This window comes from Pseudoalteromonas sp. L1, assembly GCF_021728095.1.
GTDB lineage: Bacteria > Pseudomonadota > Gammaproteobacteria > Enterobacterales > Alteromonadaceae > Pseudoalteromonas.
In genome coordinates this window covers 1-21,377 of the sequence record NZ_JAKKCT010000011.1, presented here as the reverse complement: position 1 = coordinate 21,377, position 21,377 = coordinate 1, and the positions used below count along the sequence as shown (strand labels likewise).

Below are 21,377 nucleotides of genomic sequence, written 5' to 3'. Positions count from 1 at the left end.
AGATTTTGTTTGCGCTACAGGATTGCATCGCTCCATAGCGCAAAAAGGCCGGTGATTAAATAATCACCAGCCCTTGCCTGATTACTCAGGCAGCGAACCTAGCGTAAGCTAGATTACTTAACCTCAACTTCAGCACCAGCTTCAGTAAGGTCTTTTGCAAGCGCTTCAGCTTCTTCTTTAGATACACCTTCTTTAAGAGGTGCAGGAGCTGATTCAACAAGAGCTTTCGCTTCTTTAAGGCCAAGACCAGTTGCACCACGTACAGCTTTGATTGCAGCAACCTTGTTAGCGCCAGCGCCAGTAAGGATTACGTCAAACTCAGTCTTTTCTTCAGCTGCATCACCAGCAGCAGGACCTGCAACAACAGCAGCAGCTGCAGTTACGCCGAATTTCTCTTCCATTGCTTCAACTAGAGCAACAACGTCCATTACTGACATTTCAGCAATAGCATCAAGGATTTGGTCTTTAGTTACAGACATTACAAATTTCCTAATTATTACGGACTAATTCTAGCCCAAAAAAAATATTACACCGAAAGTGAACAAAAAAACAGCTTAAAATTAAGCAGCTTGCTCAGCTTTCTGTACACGTACTGCTTCAATTGTTTTACACAATTTGCCAGCAGACGCTTCTTTCATAGCGCTCATTAAGCGTGCAACAGCTTCGTCGTAAGTAGGTAGAGTTGCTAGCATAGCTGCGTCTACTACATTACCTTCAAATGCAGCCGTCTTAACTTCGAATTTCTCATTCTTTTTCGCGAATTCTTTAAAAATACGCGCAGCAGCACCTGGGTGCTCTGATGAGAAAGCGATTAAGCTTGGACCAACAAGTGAGTCAGAAAGGCACTCAAAGTCTGTACCTTCAACAGCACGTTTAGCTAAAGTGTTACGAACAACTTTCATCCATACACCAGCTTCACGAGCTTCTTTACGAAGGGCAGTGATAGCACCAACTGTTACACCACGAGAATCTGCAACAACTGCAGAAAGAGCACCAGTGGCTGCTTCGTTGACTTCAGCAACAATTGCTTTTTTGCCTTGAAGATTTAAAGCCATGGGTGTTACTCCTGGTTTAATGGGTCGCCTACATAGGCTTCCCTGTTCTACTCTTCCCCATCAATGATGGAGATGCTTTTTACGGCGAGAGCCAGAAGATTAGGAAAAATCTATCTGGGGATTCACACCGTCTACGTAGGTAAATTTATTAAGGCCGAAGCCGCCTACGGTCTTGGACGGAAGCCCAATTTATCGTTTTTACCCGAAGGCAGTACGAAATTATGGACTTCAACCCGAATTCTTTACTTGTTTCGAAATTAACTTTCTCAACAAAATGGCGCAAAATTATAGTTTAAATTTCGCGCCATGTAAACTCTTAATTAAGCAACAACTGTGCTTAAAGAGTTTTGGTCAACAGCAACACCTGCGCCCATTGTTGTAGAGATAGTTACTTTTTTCACGTAAGTACCTTTTGCTTGAGAAGGTTTAGCCTTCTTAAGCGCAACAATAAGAGCTTCAAGGTTTTGTTGAAGTTGCTCAGCAGTGAAATCAACCTTACCGATAGTAGTATGGATGATACCGTTCTTGTCGTTACGGTAACGAACTTGACCTGCTTTCGCATTTTTAACTGCTTCTGCAACGTTAGGCGTTACAGTACCAGTTTTAGGGTTTGGCATTAGACCACGTGGGCCTAAGATTTGACCTAGTTGACCAACAACACGCATAGCGTCTGGAGATGCAACAACAACGTCAAAGTTCATCTCGCCTTTCTTAACTTGTTCAGCAAGATCTTCCATGCCCACTAATTCAGCACCAGCTTCTTTCGCAGCATCTGCGTTAGCGCCTTGTGTGAATACAGCAACACGAACTTCACGACCAGTACCGTTAGGTAGTACAGTTGCACCACGAACGTTTTGGTCAGATTTACGAGCATCGATACCAAGGTTAACAGCAACGTCAACACTTTCTACGAATTTAGCTGTCGCTAACTCTTTTAAAAGAGCAACGGCTTCGTTGATTTCGTAATCTTTAGTCGCATCCACTTTTTCGCGGATTGTACGCATACGTTTAGTTAATTTTGCCATTATCTTAGTCCTCTACGTTCAAGCCCATCGCACGCGCAGAACCTGCGATAGTGCGAACTGCAGCGTCCATATCAGCCGCTGTAAGGTCAGGTCGTTTTGTCTCAACGATTTCTTCAAGTTGAGCACGAGTAACTGTACCCACTTTTTCAGTGTTAGGACGGCCAGAACCTGATTTGATACCTGCAGCTTTCTTAAGTAAGTAAGCAGCCGGTGGAGTTTTCATGTCGAACGTGAAAGAACGGTCACCGTAAACAGAGATCACTACAGGAACTGGAGCGCCTTTTTCGATAGACTCTGTACGTGCGTTGAACGCTTTACAGAATTCCATGATGTTTACACCGTGTTGACCTAGTGCTGGACCTACTGGAGGACTAGGGTTAGCCATACCAGCGGCAACTTGTAGCTTGATAATAGCTTCAACTTTTTTAGCCATAATAAATACCTCATTTGGTGGGTCATAGCCTTGTGCGCGCGAGGACGCGTACTCTAACGGCTTCCCAGTTTAAAAATTGGTTCTCACTTTTCGTGATAAAACAAGTGATAACTTGCCCTAACACAAAAAGGCCGCTGATTATAAGTTAATCAACGGCCTTTTTCAAGCTTATTGCCAAAATATTAAACGATTTTGGCAGCTTTAATTTTTTTACTTATTTGTCTTGTTCAACTTGACCAAATTCAAGCTCAACTGGTGTCGAACGACCAAAGATAAGTACAGATACTTTCACGCGGCTCTTTTCGTAATCCACTTCTTCAACGACACCGCTGAAGTCAGCAAATGGACCATCAATAACACGAACAACTTCGCCTGGTTCAAATAATGTTGCAGGCTTAGGTGCTTCAGCATTCTCTTGCAGACGATTTAAGATGCGATCAGCTTCTTTTTTGCTGATTGGTGCAGGACGGTCTGATGTACCACCAATAAAGCCCATTACACGCGCAGTGCTGTTCACTAAGTGCCAGCTTGCATCGTTCATGTCCATTTCTACTAATACGTAACCTGGGAAGAATTTACGCTCAGATTTACGCTTTTGACCAGCACGCATCTCAACAACTTCTTCAGTTGGTACTAAAACTTCACCAAAACTATCTTCCAAACCTTCGATCTTGATGTGCTCAAGAATAGTTTGTGCAACACGCTTCTCATAACCCGAGAAAGCTTGTACTACGTACCAACGTAGTTTCTTTTCGTTCTTCTCATCCGACATGGGATCAGATCTCCAATCCAGTTAAAAAGCCTACAGCGCGGAATAAAATGCCATCTAATCCCCACAGGATAAGTGCCATAATCACAGTTGCAACCATTACAATTAATGTTGTATGGGTTGTTTCTTGGCGCGTTGGCCAGACAACTTTACGCACTTCAATACGTGCCTCTTTTGCAAACGCAATAAAAGTACGGCCTTTTTCAGTAAGTGAGGCAATACCTAAACCTGCTGCAACAGCAACCACTACGCCAATTGCACGTAATAATACAGACTGGTCTGCGTACATGTGGTTACCAACAACTGCGCCTGCTAGTAGCGCTATCGCTACAATCCACTTCACTGAATCCATCGCACTTGATGGTGTTTCTACATTCGTGCTCATAATATTATTACCTTAACTACAGACACAACAACCCTGCTCTTTGGCAGGGTTAATCCATTAAAATCTAAACTTAAAAACTGACTGTTTAAACCGATTTTTAATTTTAGACTTCACACACAGTGTAAAAGTGGCAGGGGCGGAGAGATTCGAACTCCCAACCGTCGGTTTTGGAGACCGCTGTTCTACCAATTGGAACTACGCCCCTGCAAAGTGGATGCCTATTATACTTACGCAATTCATTAACACAAGTGTAAAAGATACCCAGAAGTTAAATTCTCGTCAGTCTATTTAAAAATCAATATTAACATTGATTAAAAAGCAGTTTATTATAAACCCAATAAAGGAACTGAAAACGACATGGATACATGTGTTGCCGTTAAAATTTGCCCGCTACGTTGTATTATTTAGTATCACTTTGCTTGTTAGTCAGCTTGCTAATGCTCGCCCATTACACCTGACAACCTTTAATAGTCAGCAAGGTTTAAGTCAAAACTCCATCAATTGCAGTATTACTGATCAACAAGGTTTTTTATGGCTTGCCACACAAGGCGGGTTAAATCGTTTTGATGGTTATGAATTTAAACGCTTCAAAGCCAACAATCATAGCAAAAGCATTTCGGGAAATTGGATCACTTCCTGCCAAAAAGATCAGCATCAACAACTCTGGTTTGCAACTGCAAGTAAAGGACTCAATCGCCTTAACACGCACACTGGCGAGTTCGAAGTATACTCGTCAGGCAATAATTCAGGGCTAAGTGACGATAAAATTTGGTCGATGGCATTGACAAAAAGCGGTAACCTTTGGCTCGGGCATGAGCAAGGTAAATTAAGCTACTTTGATCTAACCACGAAAGAGTTCAAACATTTTCAATTTAAGGCGCATGATCAGCAAAACACGCTCATTCGCGACATCATCATCACTGATAAACGGCTTTGGCTCGCTACCAGCCAAGGGTTGCTTTCATTTAATCCAAATACACAGCAATTTACTCAACACGCGAGTATCAGCTCGCCGTTATGGCATCTCAATCTACTTAGTCATGAAAGATTACTTGTTGGCGGCAAGCAAGGACTCTATATACTTAATTTAACAACGTTAGTGAGTGAACCAATTAAGCACTTTGGAGGTACTTGGATCACAGACAGCCTTATTGATGCTCAAAACAACCTTTGGCTAACAAGCTATGGGCAAGGTTTATACTTTTTACCTGCTGAGTCAGACTTACAAGAAGAATACATTCAATACCGTCATGACAAACAAGAGCACAATAGTTTAAGCAGTGATTATCTCCTTTCACTCTATCAAGACCCACAAGGTGTTATTTGGCTAGGGACTGATGGCTATGGCGTACACAGATACGACCCCAAACAACAGCAGTTTTCTCATCAATCAACAACCTCTCAACCACATTCTTTGAGCCATAATTTTGTTCGCTCAATCATAAAAAGAGCGAATGGAGAGGTATGGATTGGCACTCGTGATGGGCTGAACCGTAAAACAACCCAAGGCTATCATCACTATAAAAACGCATTACCAAACAGTAATATATTTGCCCTCCATGAAGACGCTAATCATCAGTTATGGATTGGCACCTACGGTGGCGGCTTGGTCAAATATCAGGATAGCAGTGATAGTTTTGAAGTTTTCACCACGCAAAGCCATCAGCTTAGTAGTGATCGTGTTTATGCGATAACCAGTGACAAAACGGGTGCACTTTGGCTTGGCAGTAACCAAGGACTTACTCGGTTTGAGCCTAAATCAGCAAAGGTCACTCACTTCAAGCATAACGACACAAACAACAGTCTTGCAAACAACAGTCTTGCAAACAACAGTCTTGCAAACAACACTGTATTTACGCTTGCCTATGATAGTGATGACCATGCTCTTTGGATTGGCACCCGAGCAGGGCTCAATAAGCTAGATATTGCAAGTGAGCAATTCAGTTTATTAGATCAACAAAGCTCAGCCGATACAGGGCTTAGTCATAACATGGTGACTTCTTTACTGCTAAAAAAGAACATCATTTGGGTTGGTACAATGCAGGGACTGAACCAAGTCAATAAACATAATTTTAACGTTAAACAAATTACCGAGCAGCACGGCTTAGCGAATGATAATATTTTTGATATTTTAACTGATCAGCAAGACATGCTTTGGCTAGCAACCAATGGCGGACTAACACGCTATAATCCATCCACAGATCAGATACAGCAATTTTTGCCAGAAGACGGTATTCAGCACCAATCATTTATACTGGGCGCGAGCTTTCAAGCAGACGATGGCGAATTATTTTTTGGCGGTATTAATGGTTATAACCATTTTTATCCAGAGCAGTTAAACTTATCGCACGCTCCCCCTACTCCCGTGTTAACTGAGCTATTACTAAACAATCACGTAATTGAAAGTAACCACTTTGGAAAGCAAACAAACACGCTTGCCAGTTCCACCCATTCACTCTCTTTTGAGCAATCAGCTGGCGTTATTGGCTTTAAATTTAGCGCATTAAATAATGGTGCCACACCAAAACATTACCAATATGGCTATAAGTTAGCAGGCTTTGATGAACAGTTTTTGTATACAGATGCATCCCTTAGGCAAGTTAACTATCCACAGTTGCCAGCTGGTCACTACCAATTATTAATCAAGGCAAAAGACCAATATGGCCTATGGAGTGACAGTGTATCTTTGCTAGAACTAACCGTTGTGCCTCCTTGGTGGCAAAGTAAATTAGCCTATGGCATCTATCTAATAATGGCATTAACGCTAACTTGGCTACTTCTAAATGCACTCTACCAACGCAAGCTTGCTGAGCAAGAGAAGCAAACTGAAATTGAATTAAACAAATTAAAAGATCAATTTTTAGATAACATTAGCCACGAGCTAAAAACGCCACTGAGCTTAATACTTGCTCCAGTGAGTCAGTTACAGTACAGTAATACTGACCAACATACACAAACGCAACTTGCTAGTATAAAGCGCAATTGCCAGCGTTTGCTTGAGCTCATTAATCAACTTTTACAATTGAGCAAACGTCCAAGTACAGCTATTTATACGGTATCACCGTATTCATTAAATGATTTTCTGACCAACTTGGTAAACGACTTCACACCGCTCTTTAAGCAAAAGCAACTGCAATTTAATTTTCACACTAATACGGCTGAAGAATGCATGATTGCCCTTGCTCCCGAGCATGCTCACTCTATCTTTAGTAACCTAATTAGTAATGCCCTTAAATACACTCCGCACGGTGGTAGAGTAGATATTAGCCTCTCTATAGAACAGCAACAGGTACTGTTTAGCATTATCGATACGGGTATCGGAATTGCCGACAAGCACCAACAACAAGTTTTTAAACGCTTTACTCGGGTGGCTGCATCTGAAGAGTCAGGAAGTGGGATCGGCCTGACCTTGGTAAAGCAGCTAGTTGAAGAGTACGGCGGGGCAATAACCCTAAAAAGTCAAATTAACAAAGGGAGCTGTTTTAATGTATCACTTCCTCTTGCAATCACCTCTGGTAAACATATAAATAACTCAATTGAACTGCATTCCTCACAGCCAACTATTCTCATTGTTGAGGATAACCAAGACATGGCTGAGCTATTACTTTCGTTATTTAATGAGGAGTTTCGTTGTATCTGCGCAATTGATGGTCAACAAGCTATTGAACTATGTCAAACGAGCCTACCAGACCTAATCATTAGTGATGTCATGATGCCTAATATGGATGGCTATCAACTATTGGCTAAACTACGTGCCAATCCCGCCACCAGCCACATTCCTGTCCTATTACTTTCTGCAAAGGCAGACACACATAGTCGTTTAAAAGGCCTCGACTTATTAGCCGATGATTTTTTAAGTAAACCGTTTGAACCAGCAATATTGATCAGCCGTGTAAAGGGGTTGCTTAATTTAAGACACATCTTAAACCAGCATTTAACAGCGCAGCTTGCTGCCCCGCTACACACAGACCCATCCGCGCAGATTACGGTTCACAATAAAGACTACTCCTTTACAGAGAAGCTTAAGCAGATGGTGCAAACTCATTATCAAGATGAAAGTTTCTCTGTCGAACAACTTGCTTCTGCATTATGTTTAAGCCCCCGTGCACTTCAATTAAAAATGAAAGCATTATATTCACAAACTCCATCAGACTATTTGCGCAATACACGTTTAGAGTTTGCAAAAGAACAACTAATCAATAGCACATCAGCAATTGGTCTGATAGCTGAACAAAATGGCTTTAGCTCGCAAAGTTATTTTGCTCGAAGCTTTAAAAGTTATGTTGGCCTATCACCAAAACAGTATCGAGATAACCATCAAAAACGCGCTGATTTCGTGTGAGTGAATAAACTTTTCGCTTGAGTGCTATTTTTAATGCACTGATTTTTATAACTTATCCTAATAAACATTTATAACAACTAAGCCCGTATTGTGGCGTTATTTACTGCATGAGATATAAGTTAAGGAAAGTCATATGCTCACCAAAACACACAAAGCGATTACGCTCACTTTACTTGCTGCTGCACTAACTGCATGCCAAAGTACCACGACAACCACCAGCAATAGCAACAGCCCGAATATAAACGAAGTCGCGCAACAACAATACAATGGTCCTAAAGCCAGAGTCGCTGTGGCACGCTTTACCGATAAGTCCAACGACTCGCGTTGGTGGCGTAAAGAAATTGGTGAAGGTATGGCAGATCAGCTAACAACTGCATTAGTTAGTACCAATCGATTTATCGTCCTAGAAAGACAAGCACTTGATGCTGTTTTATCAGAGCAAGACTTAGCGGTATCAGGTCGAGTAAGTGCAGCATCAGGCGCAGCCTATGGCGAAATAGAGGGTGCCGAAATTGTGGTTGTAGCAGCGGTCACAGAGTTCGATGACGACAACTCTGGCACTCGTGTAGGGAGTGGTGGGTTTATTGGTGATGTGTTTAGTTCAGTATCAGCGGGCTTTTCAAGTTCACACATGGCTATTGATTTACGTTTAATAGACACCCGTACCTCGCGTATTCTAGCAGCCACTAGCGTAGAAGGCGGCAGTAAAGATTTTAATTTTACCTCTGCTGCAACTAACTTTGGTGGCGCCCTAGTCGGCGGCAATCTAAGTAGTTGGTCAAACACACCAAAAGAAAAAGCATTGCGTGAAGTGATTGTAAAGGCGGTTGAGTTCTTAGAATCAAAAGTGCCAGCGACTTATTATCGTTACAACAGTGATAACACGATAGCGGCTGGTCACACAGCGCCTGCGCCATTAAAAGTAACGGCTGCTACAGCCCCCGCTAAAGCCCCTGTCGCATCGGTTAGCGTTCCTAATCACAGAATGCCTTACTACGAAAAAACAGACTTGGCGATGTCACGACTGAACTTGGTTTGTTTGGGTTATTTGAAAAGGCAGCCTCACTATGAAGAATATGAAGTAGAAGACGTAGAGTACGATGAAGCAACCGTGATTGCACTCACTGAGTATCAGCAAGAAAAAAAGCTCAAAGTGACTGGTCTTGCGGATGAGACGACCAAAAAGTCTCTTGATGATTCAGGGTGTATTGCCAAAACGAACAAATCAAGTTTAGAAAGCTTTGGCAGTATGTTTAAATTTAACTAAGCAAACTAACAGCCAGTGCCAGCACTGGCTGTATACATTTTCGTTTATCACTACAAAATTTGTATCAATTCGCCACGGTAAAAATCACACAATAGCCAAATTTGTTGAAATGGATGCTTTGCTGGCACTTTTAAGTTAGTAAGTACCGACTTAAAATCTTCTAGATGCCAAATCGTACTGGCATTTCGTATTAATAACCAAGGCTGTGTAGACTCGTAATGTTTCTTGGCCTTTTGTGCAAGCAATCGATACAAAGCACAGTGCAGACGCTCGTTACTCGGTGCTAACGCCATTTCCGCAAGGTCTCGTTGCATACCAATCGACAAAGGTCGGCCAAGTACCGCCATCGCTTCTGTTTCACTGGCATATAAATGCGCTATTTCGATATCGAGTCGCTCATCACCTTTATAGCAACTAACATCGGGCTTACTCGGTGTGTTATGCCAGATATTACGCATAGTTACACCAAATTGCTTTTCGTAACAGCGCAAAAATAGCTTTGCCGCACCATGCTCTAGCGCTATTTTTTCTTGCTCACTTTCACGATTCATTTAATATCGTATACACATCACTTAATAAACCTGAAGCGCCAAATCGAAAAAGCTCGGGTTGTAAATACGCTTCACCCATAATTGACTCAGCTAAAGCTAAGTATTCAGCAGCGTCAGTAACAGTTCTTACTCCACCCGCCGCTTTAAAACCCACCTTTTGACCACTTGCTTCAATGGTCTCTAAAATAATCTTAGTCGCCGCAAGGGTGGCATTCACAGCGACTTTACCGGTACTGGTTTTAACAAAGTCGGCACCGCCTTCTATCGCCAGCTTAGTTGCTGTAGCAATCAACTCATTGGTCAATTCACCGCTTTCAATGATCACTTTAAGTTGCACTTGAGTACCGCAGGCATCTTTTGACGCTTGAACATACTCTAAAACTTTGCGTTCATCACTGGCAATCAGTGCTTTGTATGGAATCACTAAGTCTACTTCATCGGCTCCGCGTTCAATGGCAAACAAGGTTTCGTTTATCACTTGTTCTAAAGACTGCTCCCCATTAGGAAAGTTCGTCACAGTAGCCACTTTAACTTGTTGTAACTCGCGCTCAGCGAGTGCAAGCTTGGCGTCACTAATAAACTGGCTATACACACAAACCGCAGCAGGAATGCCTAACTTTGGCTCAATACTCGCAACCAAGTTATTAATAGACTCTGTAGTGTCGGTGTCATTCAGTGTTGTTAAATCCATTAGTGCCACCGCTTGGGCAGCGATTGTTTGCATGTTAGTCATTGATCTTATTTTGTATTGCCATATTAGTACCCTATAGTAGCAAATTTTTATGATCTGGCTATAAATCATAACTAATCACCATAAGGCATTTAATTTCCTTGTAACTCGTCGCAATCCCTTGTTAACTAAGCCTTAAGCCAAACAAAGCCACCAAATATAACTTTTAGTTATATAAACTTGGTTTTAATTATTTTTTACTTTATTTAGAGCACTATATTCTGCTTGCCTGCAATAAGCAGTTTCTTTGATGTGTTTTAGGGGTGAGAACAACGTGCAATATTTACCTATCTTTACCAAGTTAGACGACAAACCTGTATTGGTAGTCGGCGGTGGAGATGTTGCGTTACGCAAGTGCCGTGCATTTTTAAAAGCACGTGCCAATGTAACGCTAGTCGCCCCTGAGTTTTGTGATGAACTTACTGCGCTTGCAACGCAAGGTGAAGTAACGCTTATTGTTGATATATTTAAAGAGCAGTATTTAGATCAACAAATGCTAGTTATTGCGGCGACGGATATCGACAGCGTCAATAATGACGTTTTTGAACGTGCCAATGCGCGTAATATTTTCGTTAATGTGGTGGATGACCAGCCTAAATGCAGCTTTATTTTTCCTTCGATTGTTGACCGTGATCCAATCACAATTGCTATTTCAAGTGCTGGCACAGCCCCCGTACTTGCACGTCGGTTACGTGAAAAACTCGAAACGCTTATTCCACAACATATTGGCCCACTTGCTACATTAGTTGGCAGCTTTCGCGATAAAGTAAAACAGCGTTTCAAGCACTTTGCTGACCGTCGCCAATTTTGGGAAGGGGTGTTTGACTCATCGGTTGTGAGTAAAGTGCAGGCGGGTAATACCGAAGCAGCAACTGTGCAGTTAGAGCAACTGTTAGATGCAAAGCCAGAGCCTGAAGGCGAAGTGTATGTTGTTGGTGCAGGCCCTGGTGACCCTGAGTTATTAACACTAAAAGCACTGCAGTTAATGCAGCAAGCAGACGTCGTTGTGTATGACTATTTAGTCTCTGATGAAATTATGGAACTTGTGCGTCGTGACGCTGATTTAGTCTGTGTTGGTAAACGCTTGGGCGATCACAGTGTTGCACAAGAAGATACCAATCAAATGCTGGTAGATTTTGCCAAACAAGGTAAAAAAGTATGCCGTATTAAAGGAGGCGACCCGTTTATTTATGGTCGTGGTGGTGAAGAAGTGCAAGTGCTGGCCGCAAATCAAGTACGTTACCAAATCGTACCGGGTATCACTGCTGCTGCCGGCTGCAGTGCTTATGCTGGGATCCCTCTAACACACAGAGACCATGCACAAGCCATTCAATTTGTGACAGGACACTGTAAAAAAGATGGCCAAGAACTTGATTGGCAATCACTCGCAAAACCAAATCAAACTTTGGCAATTTATATGGGTGTCATTAAATCCCCCCATATTCAAGCACAATTATTAAAACATGGTCGTGGTGCAGAAACACCGGTTGCCATTATTGAAAATGGTACGCGAAAAGAACAGCGTGTCGTTACAGGACAACTGGGTGAATTAGCGGACTTAATTGCCCGTCATAGTATTATCTCACCCGCTTTACTAATTATAGGCGAAGTTGCATCATTGCATCACCAGCTTGCATGGTTCGGACAAACCGAACAAACCAGCAGCTTTGCCCAGCCTATTACAGGCGTAGCGTAATTTAACTTTTAATCATTTTAGTAGGACGACTAACAATGGCTTTAACACACCTTCAGCAATTAGAAGCTGAAAGTATCAAGATCATGCGCGAAGTGGCTGCTGAGTTTGAAAATCCGGTGATGCTTTACTCGATAGGTAAAGATTCATCGGTGTTATTACACTTAGCACGCAAAGCGTTTTACCCAGCAAAGATCCCATTTCCATTATTACATGTTGATACCAACTGGAAATTTAAGGAAATGATCGAGTTTCGTGACCGCCTAGCCAAAGAGTACGGCTTTGATTTAATCGTCCACAAAAACCCTGAAGGGTTAGAGATTGATATCAACCCATTCGTACACGGCTCAGCAAAGCATACTGACATCATGAAAACCCAAGGCTTGAAGCAAGCGTTAGACAAATATGGCTTTGATGCTGCGTTTGGTGGTGCTCGTCGAGATGAAGAGAAATCTCGTGCCAAAGAGCGTGTTTACTCATTCCGTGATAAACACCACAGGTGGGATCCAAAAAACCAACGTCCTGAACTTTGGAATACATATAACAGCCAAGTTAACCCAGGTGAAAGTATTCGTGTTTTCCCGTTATCGAACTGGACTGAGCTTGATATTTGGCAGTATATCTACCAAGAAAACATTGAAATGGTTCCACTTTACCTTGCCAAAGAACGCCCAGTTGTTGAGCGTAACGGCACGCTAATTATGGTTGATGATGAGCGCATGCCTCTTGAGGAAGGCGAAGTACCACAAATGAAATCTGTGCGTTTCCGTACCCTTGGTTGTTACCCGTTAACGGGTGCTGTGGAATCAACGGCAGGAACCTTAACGGAAATTATTGAAGAGATGCTACTTTCAACCTCTTCTGAGCGTGAGGGCCGTGTGATTGATCATGATTCAGCAGGTTCAATGGAAAAGAAAAAACGTGAGGGCTATTTCTAATGTCTAAAACAAACGACACGATTAACGAAGTAAGAGAGCTAGGCATTGACGCTTACCTCGCACGTCAACAAGATAAAAGCCTTTTACGCATGCTGACATGTGGTAGCGTTGATGATGGTAAATCAACGCTAATTGGCCGCCTTTTACATGACAGCCACCAAATTTATGAAGACCAACTTGCCGCCCTGCATAAAGACAATGAAAAAGTCGGTAATGCGGGTGAAGAGCTTGATTTAGCACTCCTTGTTGATGGCTTACAAGCTGAGCGTGAACAAGGTATTACGATTGACGTTGCTTATCGTTACTTCTCAACAGCAAAACGTAAATTCATCATTGCTGACACACCAGGGCATGAGCAGTACACACGCAACATGGTAACCGGTGCATCTACCAGTGATGTTGCGATTATCTTAGTGGATGCGCGTTACGGCGTACAAGTACAAACTAAGCGTCATAGCTTTATCTGTGACTCACTAGGTATTAAGCAGTTTGTTGTTGCTATCAATAAGATGGACATCGTCGACTTTGATGAAACCGTGTATGAAAAAATCAAAGCGGATTATCTTAAATTTGCGGAGCAGCTAAACGTTACAAATATCAAGTTTGTGCCTATGTCTGCACTTAAAGGTGACAACGTAGTTACACGCTCAGAGCACACACCTTACTACACAGATAAACCACTGCTTGAGTTACTTGAAGACTCGCCAGCTGCTGAAATTGATAACGGTTTCGAAGCTCGCCTTCCAGTGCAATATGTTGTACGCCCTAACTTAGACTTCCGAGGCTTCCAAGGTACTTTAACCTCTGGCAAGTTCAGTGTTGGTGATGCAGTGAAAGTGCTACCATCGGGTAAAAGCTCAAGCATCAAAGAGATTGTCACTTTTGATGGCAACTTAGATACCGCTGAAGCAGGACAAGCAATCACCTTAACATTAAACGACGAGATAGATATCAGCCGTGGTGATGTGATTGTGCCAGCCGCTTCAAAAGCCGCGGTCACAAATCGTATTCAAGCTAAATTAGTATGGATGCACGAAGCGCCGCTTGTATTAGGTAAAAGCTATAACTTTAAGTTAGGTAGCAAGAATACCTCTGCAGTGGTAAGAAAAATCGATCACACGATTGATGTAAATACCCTAGAGCATGGTCAAGCTGACTCATTACAACTGAACGAAATTGCCATTGTAACCTTAGAACTTACAGAAACAATTTTGGCTGATGAGTACCACAACAACCATGAAACAGGTGCGTTTATCCTAATCGATCGCCTATCAAACCTAACTGTAGCAGCAGGTATGATTGAGCAATTACTTAACATTGAAGAACAGCAAAGTAACTTTAGCGACTTTGAAGTTGAATTTAACGCTTTAGTACGCAAGCACTTCCCTCACTGGCAAGCGCTTGATATAACTAAGCTTAAATGATCACTTTTCGCCTGTTATAGGAAGTAATAGCATGTATCAACAGCTGGTATTAACAGGCATTATGCTGGTATTAGTCGGGTGCCTTTTTGGCACACGACTAAAACCAGCATGGTTATTTGTTGGCGCCATTGGTATTAGCTATCTAGCAGGGCTTATAAGCCTTGAAGATATGCTGGTGAACTATGCAAATCCCTCTTTAATTACTTTAATACTGCTTGTATTAGTGTCTATTGCGGTAGAAAAAACCACGTTAGTACAAAAACTTGCTCAGTCACTTTCTAAAGGAAGTCTAACCAGCTCAGTGACTAAACTTGGTTTATCTACTGCTTTTTTATCATCATTTACTAATAATACGGCGGTTGTGGCCTCACTTATTAGTGCAATAAAAGACAGCCCAACTCATTCCCCGTCTAAGTTGTTGTTGCCCTTGTCGTACACTGCAATTTTAGGGGGCACGATTACCCTAATTGGCACATCAACTAACTTAATTGTTAATGGTTTTGCAGTAGAAGCTGGCATGGCGCCCCTTGGCTTTTTTGATTTTACATTAGTGGGCTTGGGTGCTTTAAGTGTTGGCTTAATCACTATCATTGTGATGTTGAAATACCTTCCTGATAATGGCAAAAACGATCAAGAAGTCGTCCCTTTCTATCTAGAAGGTAAAGTTGAAATTGGCTCAAAACTCGCGGGTAAAAGCGTTGAAGAAAATGGTCTTCGTGAACTTAAAGACCTATTCTTAGCCGAAATCATCCGTGAAGATAAACGTATCTGTGCAGTCACACCAAAGCAAGTGATTAAAGAAGGTGACGTGCTTTTATTTGTCGGTGACATAAAATCGGTGCCGCTGCTTACTCAGTTTGATGGTCTAAAAGTCGTTCACGACAAACACGAAAAAGATGTTGAGCACTTAGTTGAAGTCGTTGTCAGCCATTCATCTAAATACATAGGTAAAACCGTTAAGGAAGTGCGTTTTCGTGAGCAATTCCATGCGGCAGTTATTGCCATTCGCCGCGGTCATGACCGTTTGCAAGGTGGTTTAGGTAAAGTACAACTTCAAGCTGGTGACTCACTTATTCTTGCACCAGGTAAAGAGTTTTACTCGCTTCCTGACCTTAAAAGAGAATTTGTTTATATTTCAGGCCTTGATTTACAAGCTCACTTAAAGCCAAAGAAATCTAATATCGTATTGGCAAGTTTTGCGGGGGTTTTAGGCCTGAGCATTATTGGAATCGTGCCCTTGATTAAAGGTCTACTTGTTTTACTGATCGGTCTAATGCTAACTGGCACAATTAAACTTAGTGAAGTAAAGCGCCGCTTTCCGATTGAACTACTCGCTGTGGTAGGCAGTGCTATCGGCTTAGCTAAATTAATGATAGGCACAGGCCTTGCCGGTGAAATATCATCAGGTATGTTATACGTGCTTGGCGATTTTGGACCTTATGGTGCTTTCATTGCCATTTTCTTAATGACCGTGATGTTTACCGAGCTCATTACCAATAATGCTGCCGCGGCACTTTCGTTTCCAGTTGCCTACGCATTAGCCATAGGTTTTGATGTATCGCCACTCCCTTTTATTATGGCTGTCGCTTTTGGTGCATCGGCTAGTTTTATTTCACCATTTGGTTACCAAACTAACCTAATGGTATACAGTGCGGGTAACTACCGTTTAAAAGATTACATTGCAATGGGCTTACCGTTATCGATTATTTATTCAATAACGGTGCTGACATTAATACCACTGGTTTTTCCATTTCAATAATGAGAGTAAAAACAATGGATGAGAATATCGTATGGCATAACTACGCCACGACTAAAGCACAGCGTAGTGAGCAAAAAAAACATAAGCCAACTATTTTATGGTTCACTGGTTTTTCAGGCTCTGGCAAAAGTACCGTTGCCAATGCACTAGAAAGTGCCCTGAATCAATTAGGTGTGCACACATACCTATTAGACGGTGATAATGTCCGTCATGGTTTATGTAAAGATCTTGGCTTTAGTGATGAAGACCGTATTGAAAATATTCGCCGGGTGGGTGAAACCGCAAAACTCATGGTTGATGCCGGACTTGTGGTACTCACCGCATTTATTTCACCCTTTCGAAGTGAACGCGATATGGTAAGAAACTTAGTTGAAGAGGGTGAATTTATCGAAGTATTTTTAGATACCCCATTAGACGTTTGCGAAAGCCGCGATCCTAAGGGTCTCTATAAAAAAGCCCGTGCAGGTGAGATAAAGCACTTCACTGGTATCGATTCTGATTATCAACCCCCTATTTCACCAGAAATTAAAATCGATACGAGCGTAAACACCCTAGACCAATCGGTGCAAGAACTGGTAGCGTATTTAAAACAACAGCAAATTATAGGTTAAGCCATGAATCAAACGGAACTGCTAGAAGAAATCTTACTCCTCGCACGCCAAGCGGGTAGCGCAATAATGGGGATTTACGAAAAGGACTTTAATGTTGAATACAAGGCTGATGAAAGTCCTGTTACCGACGCAGACCTAGCAGCTCATAAAGTGATTGTGAATGGCTTAAAACACCTTACCCCAGATGTGCCAATTCTAAGTGAAGAAAGCGCTGATATAAGCTGGGACGTCCGCCAAGCATGGCAACGCTACTGGTTAGTTGATCCTATAGATGGCACCAAAGAATTCATTAAGAAAAACGGCGAGTTTACCGTCAATATTGCACTGATCGAAAATGGAAAGCCTGTATTAGCTGTGGTTGATGCACCCGCTTTGGGCGTTTCGTATATTGCAAGTGAAGCAATCGGTGCCTTTAAAGATAAAGGCGATGAGCGTATCGAACTAAAAGTTACCCGCAAACCAAACAGAGGACTTATCCGTGTTGTTGGCAGTCGCTCACATCCTTCTCCAGATCTTGCTGAGTTTGTAAAACAGTTCGATGACGTAGAAATGGTCTCAAAAGGCAGTTCACTAAAACTATGCTTAGTAGCAGAAGGCAGTGCAGATATTTACCCACGATTAGGCCCAACCTGTGAGTGGGATACCGGAGCTGGCCATGCGATTGCCGAAATAGCAGGTGCAACGGTTAGCAAGCTTGATGGCAGCCCATTACGGTATAACAGTAAAGAAGAGTATCTGAATCCATATTTTGTGGTATCGGCGTTAGAAGGTTAAGGTAAATAGAAAAGTGGCTTCAAAAGCGTTAATTTTTTCAGGCTGAGTTGAATATCACAGAACTTAATCTATTGAAAACTCAAAAAGCCTCAGACAATTCCCTCTAAAATATTCTAGAGGGAATTCCAAACGAGCTGATTTAGAAACACAGCTCTACTAACTGTTTAAATAGTTTATATTTACGTACAATCTGGAATAAAGCCGTTTACCATACTCAGATTTTCGATATTTAACTGCATTCCACCCACAAAACCAATACTGCCCTGAATGCCATTTTTCTCACGCAAATCACATAATTTAGATACATCAGACACCTCAAAAACAGAATCGACAAACTCGACTCTTGAACCTATTGCCTGAATAGCGTTAGGCTTGTTAGCTTTTACATAGCAGTTTTTACATGAGAAATCATTATACCAAAGCTTTAGATTGTGTCTGTTAATATCACCTGATAAGGATGTAACTTCTTCTAAAATGGTACTTTGACTTTTTATATCAAGATCTGCATCTCGACTGTTCGACACCAATACATTTTTAATTGTAACACCGGCGACATCTGAATTTACAACAATCCCATCCCCCTGCTGATAACTCCCGCAATCAACTGAACCACCAACATTATTTGAAATAGATACATTTTCAATATTTATATCTCTAGTCTTACCGCTGACACTTATACCAGTAATATGACAATCTTTTGTAGAATCTATGTTTGAATTTAACCCGTCTATTTTTGAGTTTGTAATAGAAATATTTTTAGGTGTATTACCATTAATGCGAATTCCTGATTTATGGTAAGCTAAAGTGGTTAATTCATTGATTGTAATGTTACTAACAACTTCTGAGATGCCGCTATCAAAATCTACGCAACTCATTGTATTGTGCGCATATATGCGGTCAATATTCACATTTGATACAGCATTATTCTTAAACCTAAAACAATATTGTGTATTAATAAACTTTATATTATCAAAGCTAACATTACTTCTCGCAACAATAAAACCTGAGCTCCCGCCATTTCCACTATTATAGTCACTAGTAATTATAACATTACCTAAACCAGAAATTTTAACAGGGTGTGCCCCTTGGCTAACCAACAAATAATTATTCTGATAATATATCCCAGATTTTAAAATAATATTTGCTATACTCGCATCTGCAAGAAACCCATTTAAATCTGATAAATTCGCTGGCCTTTCTATATCATACCCATCGCCAGTACCATCTGAACTTACATACACGGTATTTGCGTAAGATAAGTTAGCTACGCCCAGAAAAACCAATATAAAAACAAAATTTTTCATAACAAAATCCTTATTAATTTTCATTTAGAATCCACTACCTAAAAAAGGTACCTATTTATAGGTGAAAAATAACAAAACTACAAATATAAAACATAGAAAAAGACGTATTAACTACAAACATAAACCCCATTAATAAAAAAACACTAAAATCATGCTTTATAAAAGCCATTATCACATACTAAATTTTAAATTTAATACTTAAAAATTCCGCTAAATATTACATTGCAAAACTAGTCAATGAAGCAATGTTCCGTTAATATTTTGCTCAATTATTTATAGTGAAGGAATAAAAATGACAACGGTTGAAAAGGCAATTGAAGCAGCGTACGAATCACAAATCACCTCGCTTTATAAGGCTCTCTCACAAAGCATTCTTGCCGCAAATGGCGATGAAGCAGAAATCAGTGCCGCTGAGGCTCGCTTTAAGAAAGGCTTAGCATTTGCTGCTGATATAAAAACACGTGCACTAACGGCTGCACAATAACACTCTAAGCTGGGTGGAGCAGTGCAAAACTCAGCTAGCCAAATAAGCAATATTCCTTTGTGTAAGTCTCCCCTTACAGCATAGTTATTTAAATACAACGCTAAAACATGCATTCTTAGTCGCTTTTCTATATGCTGCGCGACAATTATTATTCTAATAGTGGAGTGCTAATGAACACACATCAAGATGCTGCGCAGTACAACGCATCGACAACAAGTAGTAACTCGAAATGGAATCTTCATGACACCCAATGGGTATTAAGCTTATTTGGTACCGCAGTCGGCGCTGGTATTTTATTCTTACCGATTAATATTGGTATTGGTGGATTCTGGCCATTAGTGATTATGGCTTGCTTAGCCTTTCCTATGACTTTTCTGGCTCACCGTGGTTTGGCCCGTTTTGTATTATCATCTAAACAATCCGATGCTGATTTTACAGACGTAGTTGAAGAGCATTTTGGTATTAACGCTGGTCGCTTAATTTCTCTTTTATACTTCCTTTCGATCTTTCCTATTTTACTTATCTATGGTGTTGGCTTAACCAATACCGTCGACAGCTTTATTGTGAATCAATTAGGCATGGAGTCACCACCTCGAATTCTATTATCAGGGGTTTTAGTAGGTGGTATGATTAGCTTAATGCTTGGTGGTGAGGCACTTATGCTTCGCGCTTTTTCTATTTTAGTTTATCCTCTGGTTGGTATCTTATTCTTCTTATCATTATATTTAATCCCTAGCTGGCAAATGCCTAACATCACTATTCCTGAATTCTCAGGTTTTATGAAGACGCTTTGGTTATCTATTCCCATTATTGTTTTTTCGTTTAGCCACGCAGCTGCGATCTCAAGCTTTGTCCATGTACAGCGAGCCCATTATGGCAATAATGCCAAAATGAAATCTGAAGCAATTCTTAAACGTACCAGCTTGTTACTGATTGTATTTGTGTTGCTGTTTGTATTTTCTTGTGTGTTGTCTCTGTCATCTGAGCAAATGATACAAGCTAAAGCTGATAATGTGTCTATTTTGTCATTTCTAGCCAATATCACAGATAACTCTTTTATTGCCACACTTGGCCCTCTGGTTGCTTTTATCGCAATTACTTCATCATTCTTAGGACACTTCTTAGGTGCTCGTGAAAGCTTTAATGGGCTAGTTAGTAAGCAAGCACATTTGAATCCAAAGTTAGTTGATAAAATTGGCACAGTAATCATGTTCTTCGCTATTTGGTATTGCTCAGTGATCAACCCAAGTATTTTAGACATGATGGATCAGCTGTCAGGCCCTATCATTGCCATGATCCTTTTCATCATGCCGATGATTGCCGTTTATAAAGTACCTAGCTTACACAAATACAGAAACCGCTTAAGTACACTGTTTGTGCTTACAATTGGCTCTCTGGCGGTATTTGCGCTTATTTATAGCATGATTAAGTAACGTACCACTTACTACACAAAAAGCCCAGTAGGGAATCTCTGCTGGGCTTTTTTGGTTATGTTATGCACACAGCTAAGGTTCGGCTTTAGGAATAGCGGGCATACAGCAGTGGCTTTACTTTAGTATTAGCGCAACCATTTTATAATAACCTCTGTATTTTAGTCCCAAACAACATCGGCTTCATCCCGTCCTATTCATCCCGTCCTCCATAAGATCTACGCCCACGTAGTCTCATCACGCGATATAAAATCACGACGACAAACGTGTGGGGACGGCCTTGTCACGTAGCAGATGTATGGACTCCTCCCCATTAACGGGAGAGTACGGTATAAAGAAATTGCAAAACATCTTTTACCAATTAAGGAGTCCATACATGACACAGTCTAATTTAATTGCTATT

At 41.2% G+C, this 21,377-nt stretch carries 19 protein-coding genes and 1 tRNA gene; 10 read left to right on the top strand and 10 right to left on the bottom strand.

Annotated elements, in window-relative coordinates:
* Positions 1-113 precede the first annotated feature (113 nt).
* The 7 genes from rplL to L3V38_RS19850 form a co-directional block, all read right to left on the bottom strand.
* Positions 114-479: a 50S ribosomal protein L7/L12 gene (gene rplL, locus L3V38_RS19880; protein WP_130149213.1), complete on the bottom strand. Its 366-nt coding sequence runs from the start codon at positions 477-479 to the stop codon at positions 114-116.
* Positions 480-560: 81 nt separating this feature from the next.
* Entirely contained in the window at positions 561-1,055 is a 495-nt protein-coding gene (gene rplJ, locus L3V38_RS19875; protein WP_130149214.1) for a 50S ribosomal protein L10, read from the bottom strand.
* A 320-nt stretch (positions 1,056-1,375) separates the two neighbouring features.
* Positions 1,376-2,080 (bottom strand): 50S ribosomal protein L1, encoded by a 705-nt coding sequence (gene rplA / locus L3V38_RS19870; protein WP_062568393.1) that lies wholly within the window; start codon positions 2,078-2,080, stop codon positions 1,376-1,378.
* A 4-nt stretch (positions 2,081-2,084) separates the two neighbouring features.
* A complete protein-coding gene (gene rplK / locus L3V38_RS19865; RefSeq protein WP_054554827.1) occupies positions 2,085-2,513 on the bottom strand; it encodes a 50S ribosomal protein L11 in 429 nt (142 codons plus the stop codon).
* Positions 2,514-2,727: 214 nt separating this feature from the next.
* Positions 2,728-3,285, bottom strand: coding sequence for a transcription termination/antitermination protein NusG (gene nusG, locus L3V38_RS19860; RefSeq protein WP_062568394.1), 558 nt, complete (start codon positions 3,283-3,285; stop codon positions 2,728-2,730).
* Between the two features lie 4 nt (positions 3,286-3,289).
* Positions 3,290-3,667 (bottom strand): preprotein translocase subunit SecE, encoded by a 378-nt coding sequence (gene secE / locus L3V38_RS19855; RefSeq protein ID WP_062568395.1) that lies wholly within the window; start codon positions 3,665-3,667, stop codon positions 3,290-3,292.
* A 128-nt stretch (positions 3,668-3,795) separates the two neighbouring features.
* Positions 3,796-3,872 (bottom strand) — tRNA-Trp (locus L3V38_RS19850).
* A gap of 162 nt (positions 3,873-4,034) precedes the next feature.
* Here L3V38_RS19850 and L3V38_RS19845 point away from each other — a divergent pair.
* Positions 4,035-8,009: a two-component regulator propeller domain-containing protein gene (locus L3V38_RS19845; RefSeq protein ID WP_237120508.1), complete on the top strand. Its 3,975-nt coding sequence runs from the start codon at positions 4,035-4,037 to the stop codon at positions 8,007-8,009.
* Between the two features lie 133 nt (positions 8,010-8,142).
* On the top strand, positions 8,143-9,276 hold the full coding sequence (locus tag L3V38_RS19840) for a CsgG/HfaB family protein (protein ID WP_237120507.1): 1,134 nt from the start codon (positions 8,143-8,145) through the stop codon (positions 9,274-9,276).
* A gap of 50 nt (positions 9,277-9,326) precedes the next feature.
* Here L3V38_RS19840 and L3V38_RS19835 read toward each other — a convergent pair whose 3' ends face one another.
* Together L3V38_RS19835 and deoC are read right to left on the bottom strand one after the other, a co-directional pair.
* Positions 9,327-9,827: a hypothetical protein gene (locus tag L3V38_RS19835; RefSeq protein ID WP_237120506.1), complete on the bottom strand. Its 501-nt coding sequence runs from the start codon at positions 9,825-9,827 to the stop codon at positions 9,327-9,329.
* On the bottom strand, positions 9,817-10,560 hold the full coding sequence (deoC, locus tag L3V38_RS19830) for a deoxyribose-phosphate aldolase (RefSeq protein WP_237120504.1): 744 nt from the start codon (positions 10,558-10,560) through the stop codon (positions 9,817-9,819). The genes L3V38_RS19835 and deoC overlap by 11 nt, the downstream gene beginning before the upstream one ends.
* Positions 10,561-10,831: 271 nt before the next feature.
* Here deoC and cysG point away from each other — a divergent pair, with 271 nt between their 5' ends.
* From cysG to cysQ, 6 genes are read left to right on the top strand one after another with little or no spacing between them, the layout of a single operon-like run.
* Positions 10,832-12,253, top strand: a complete 1,422-nt coding sequence (cysG, locus tag L3V38_RS19825) for a siroheme synthase CysG (RefSeq protein ID WP_130149218.1) — start codon at positions 10,832-10,834, stop codon at positions 12,251-12,253.
* A gap of 35 nt (positions 12,254-12,288) precedes the next feature.
* On the top strand, positions 12,289-13,188 hold the full coding sequence (cysD, locus tag L3V38_RS19820) for a sulfate adenylyltransferase subunit CysD (RefSeq protein ID WP_105173930.1): 900 nt from the start codon (positions 12,289-12,291) through the stop codon (positions 13,186-13,188).
* A complete protein-coding gene (gene cysN / locus L3V38_RS19815) occupies positions 13,188-14,612 on the top strand; it encodes a sulfate adenylyltransferase subunit CysN (protein WP_130149219.1) in 1,425 nt (474 codons plus the stop codon). Before cysD ends, cysN begins: the two co-directional genes overlap by 1 nt.
* A gap of 31 nt (positions 14,613-14,643) precedes the next feature.
* A complete protein-coding gene (locus L3V38_RS19810; RefSeq protein ID WP_130149220.1) occupies positions 14,644-16,371 on the top strand; it encodes an SLC13 family permease in 1,728 nt (575 codons plus the stop codon).
* A 14-nt stretch (positions 16,372-16,385) separates the two neighbouring features.
* Positions 16,386-16,982 (top strand): adenylyl-sulfate kinase, encoded by a 597-nt coding sequence (gene cysC / locus L3V38_RS19805; protein WP_237120501.1) that lies wholly within the window; start codon positions 16,386-16,388, stop codon positions 16,980-16,982.
* A 3-nt stretch (positions 16,983-16,985) separates the two neighbouring features.
* Entirely contained in the window at positions 16,986-17,756 is a 771-nt protein-coding gene (gene cysQ, locus L3V38_RS19800) for a 3'(2'),5'-bisphosphate nucleotidase CysQ (protein ID WP_237120500.1), read from the top strand.
* A gap of 179 nt (positions 17,757-17,935) precedes the next feature.
* Here the strand turns inward: cysQ and L3V38_RS19795 are convergent, their stop codons facing one another.
* Positions 17,936-19,084 (bottom strand): hypothetical protein, encoded by a 1,149-nt coding sequence (locus L3V38_RS19795; RefSeq protein ID WP_237120498.1) that lies wholly within the window; start codon positions 19,082-19,084, stop codon positions 17,936-17,938.
* A 268-nt stretch (positions 19,085-19,352) separates the two neighbouring features.
* Between L3V38_RS19795 and L3V38_RS19790 the strand changes: the two genes are divergently transcribed.
* On the top strand, positions 19,353-19,544 hold the full coding sequence (locus L3V38_RS19790) for a hypothetical protein (RefSeq protein WP_130149224.1): 192 nt from the start codon (positions 19,353-19,355) through the stop codon (positions 19,542-19,544).
* A gap of 170 nt (positions 19,545-19,714) precedes the next feature.
* On the top strand, positions 19,715-20,977 hold the full coding sequence (locus L3V38_RS19785; protein WP_237120497.1) for an aromatic amino acid transport family protein: 1,263 nt from the start codon (positions 19,715-19,717) through the stop codon (positions 20,975-20,977).
* Positions 20,978-21,377 lie beyond the last annotated feature (400 nt).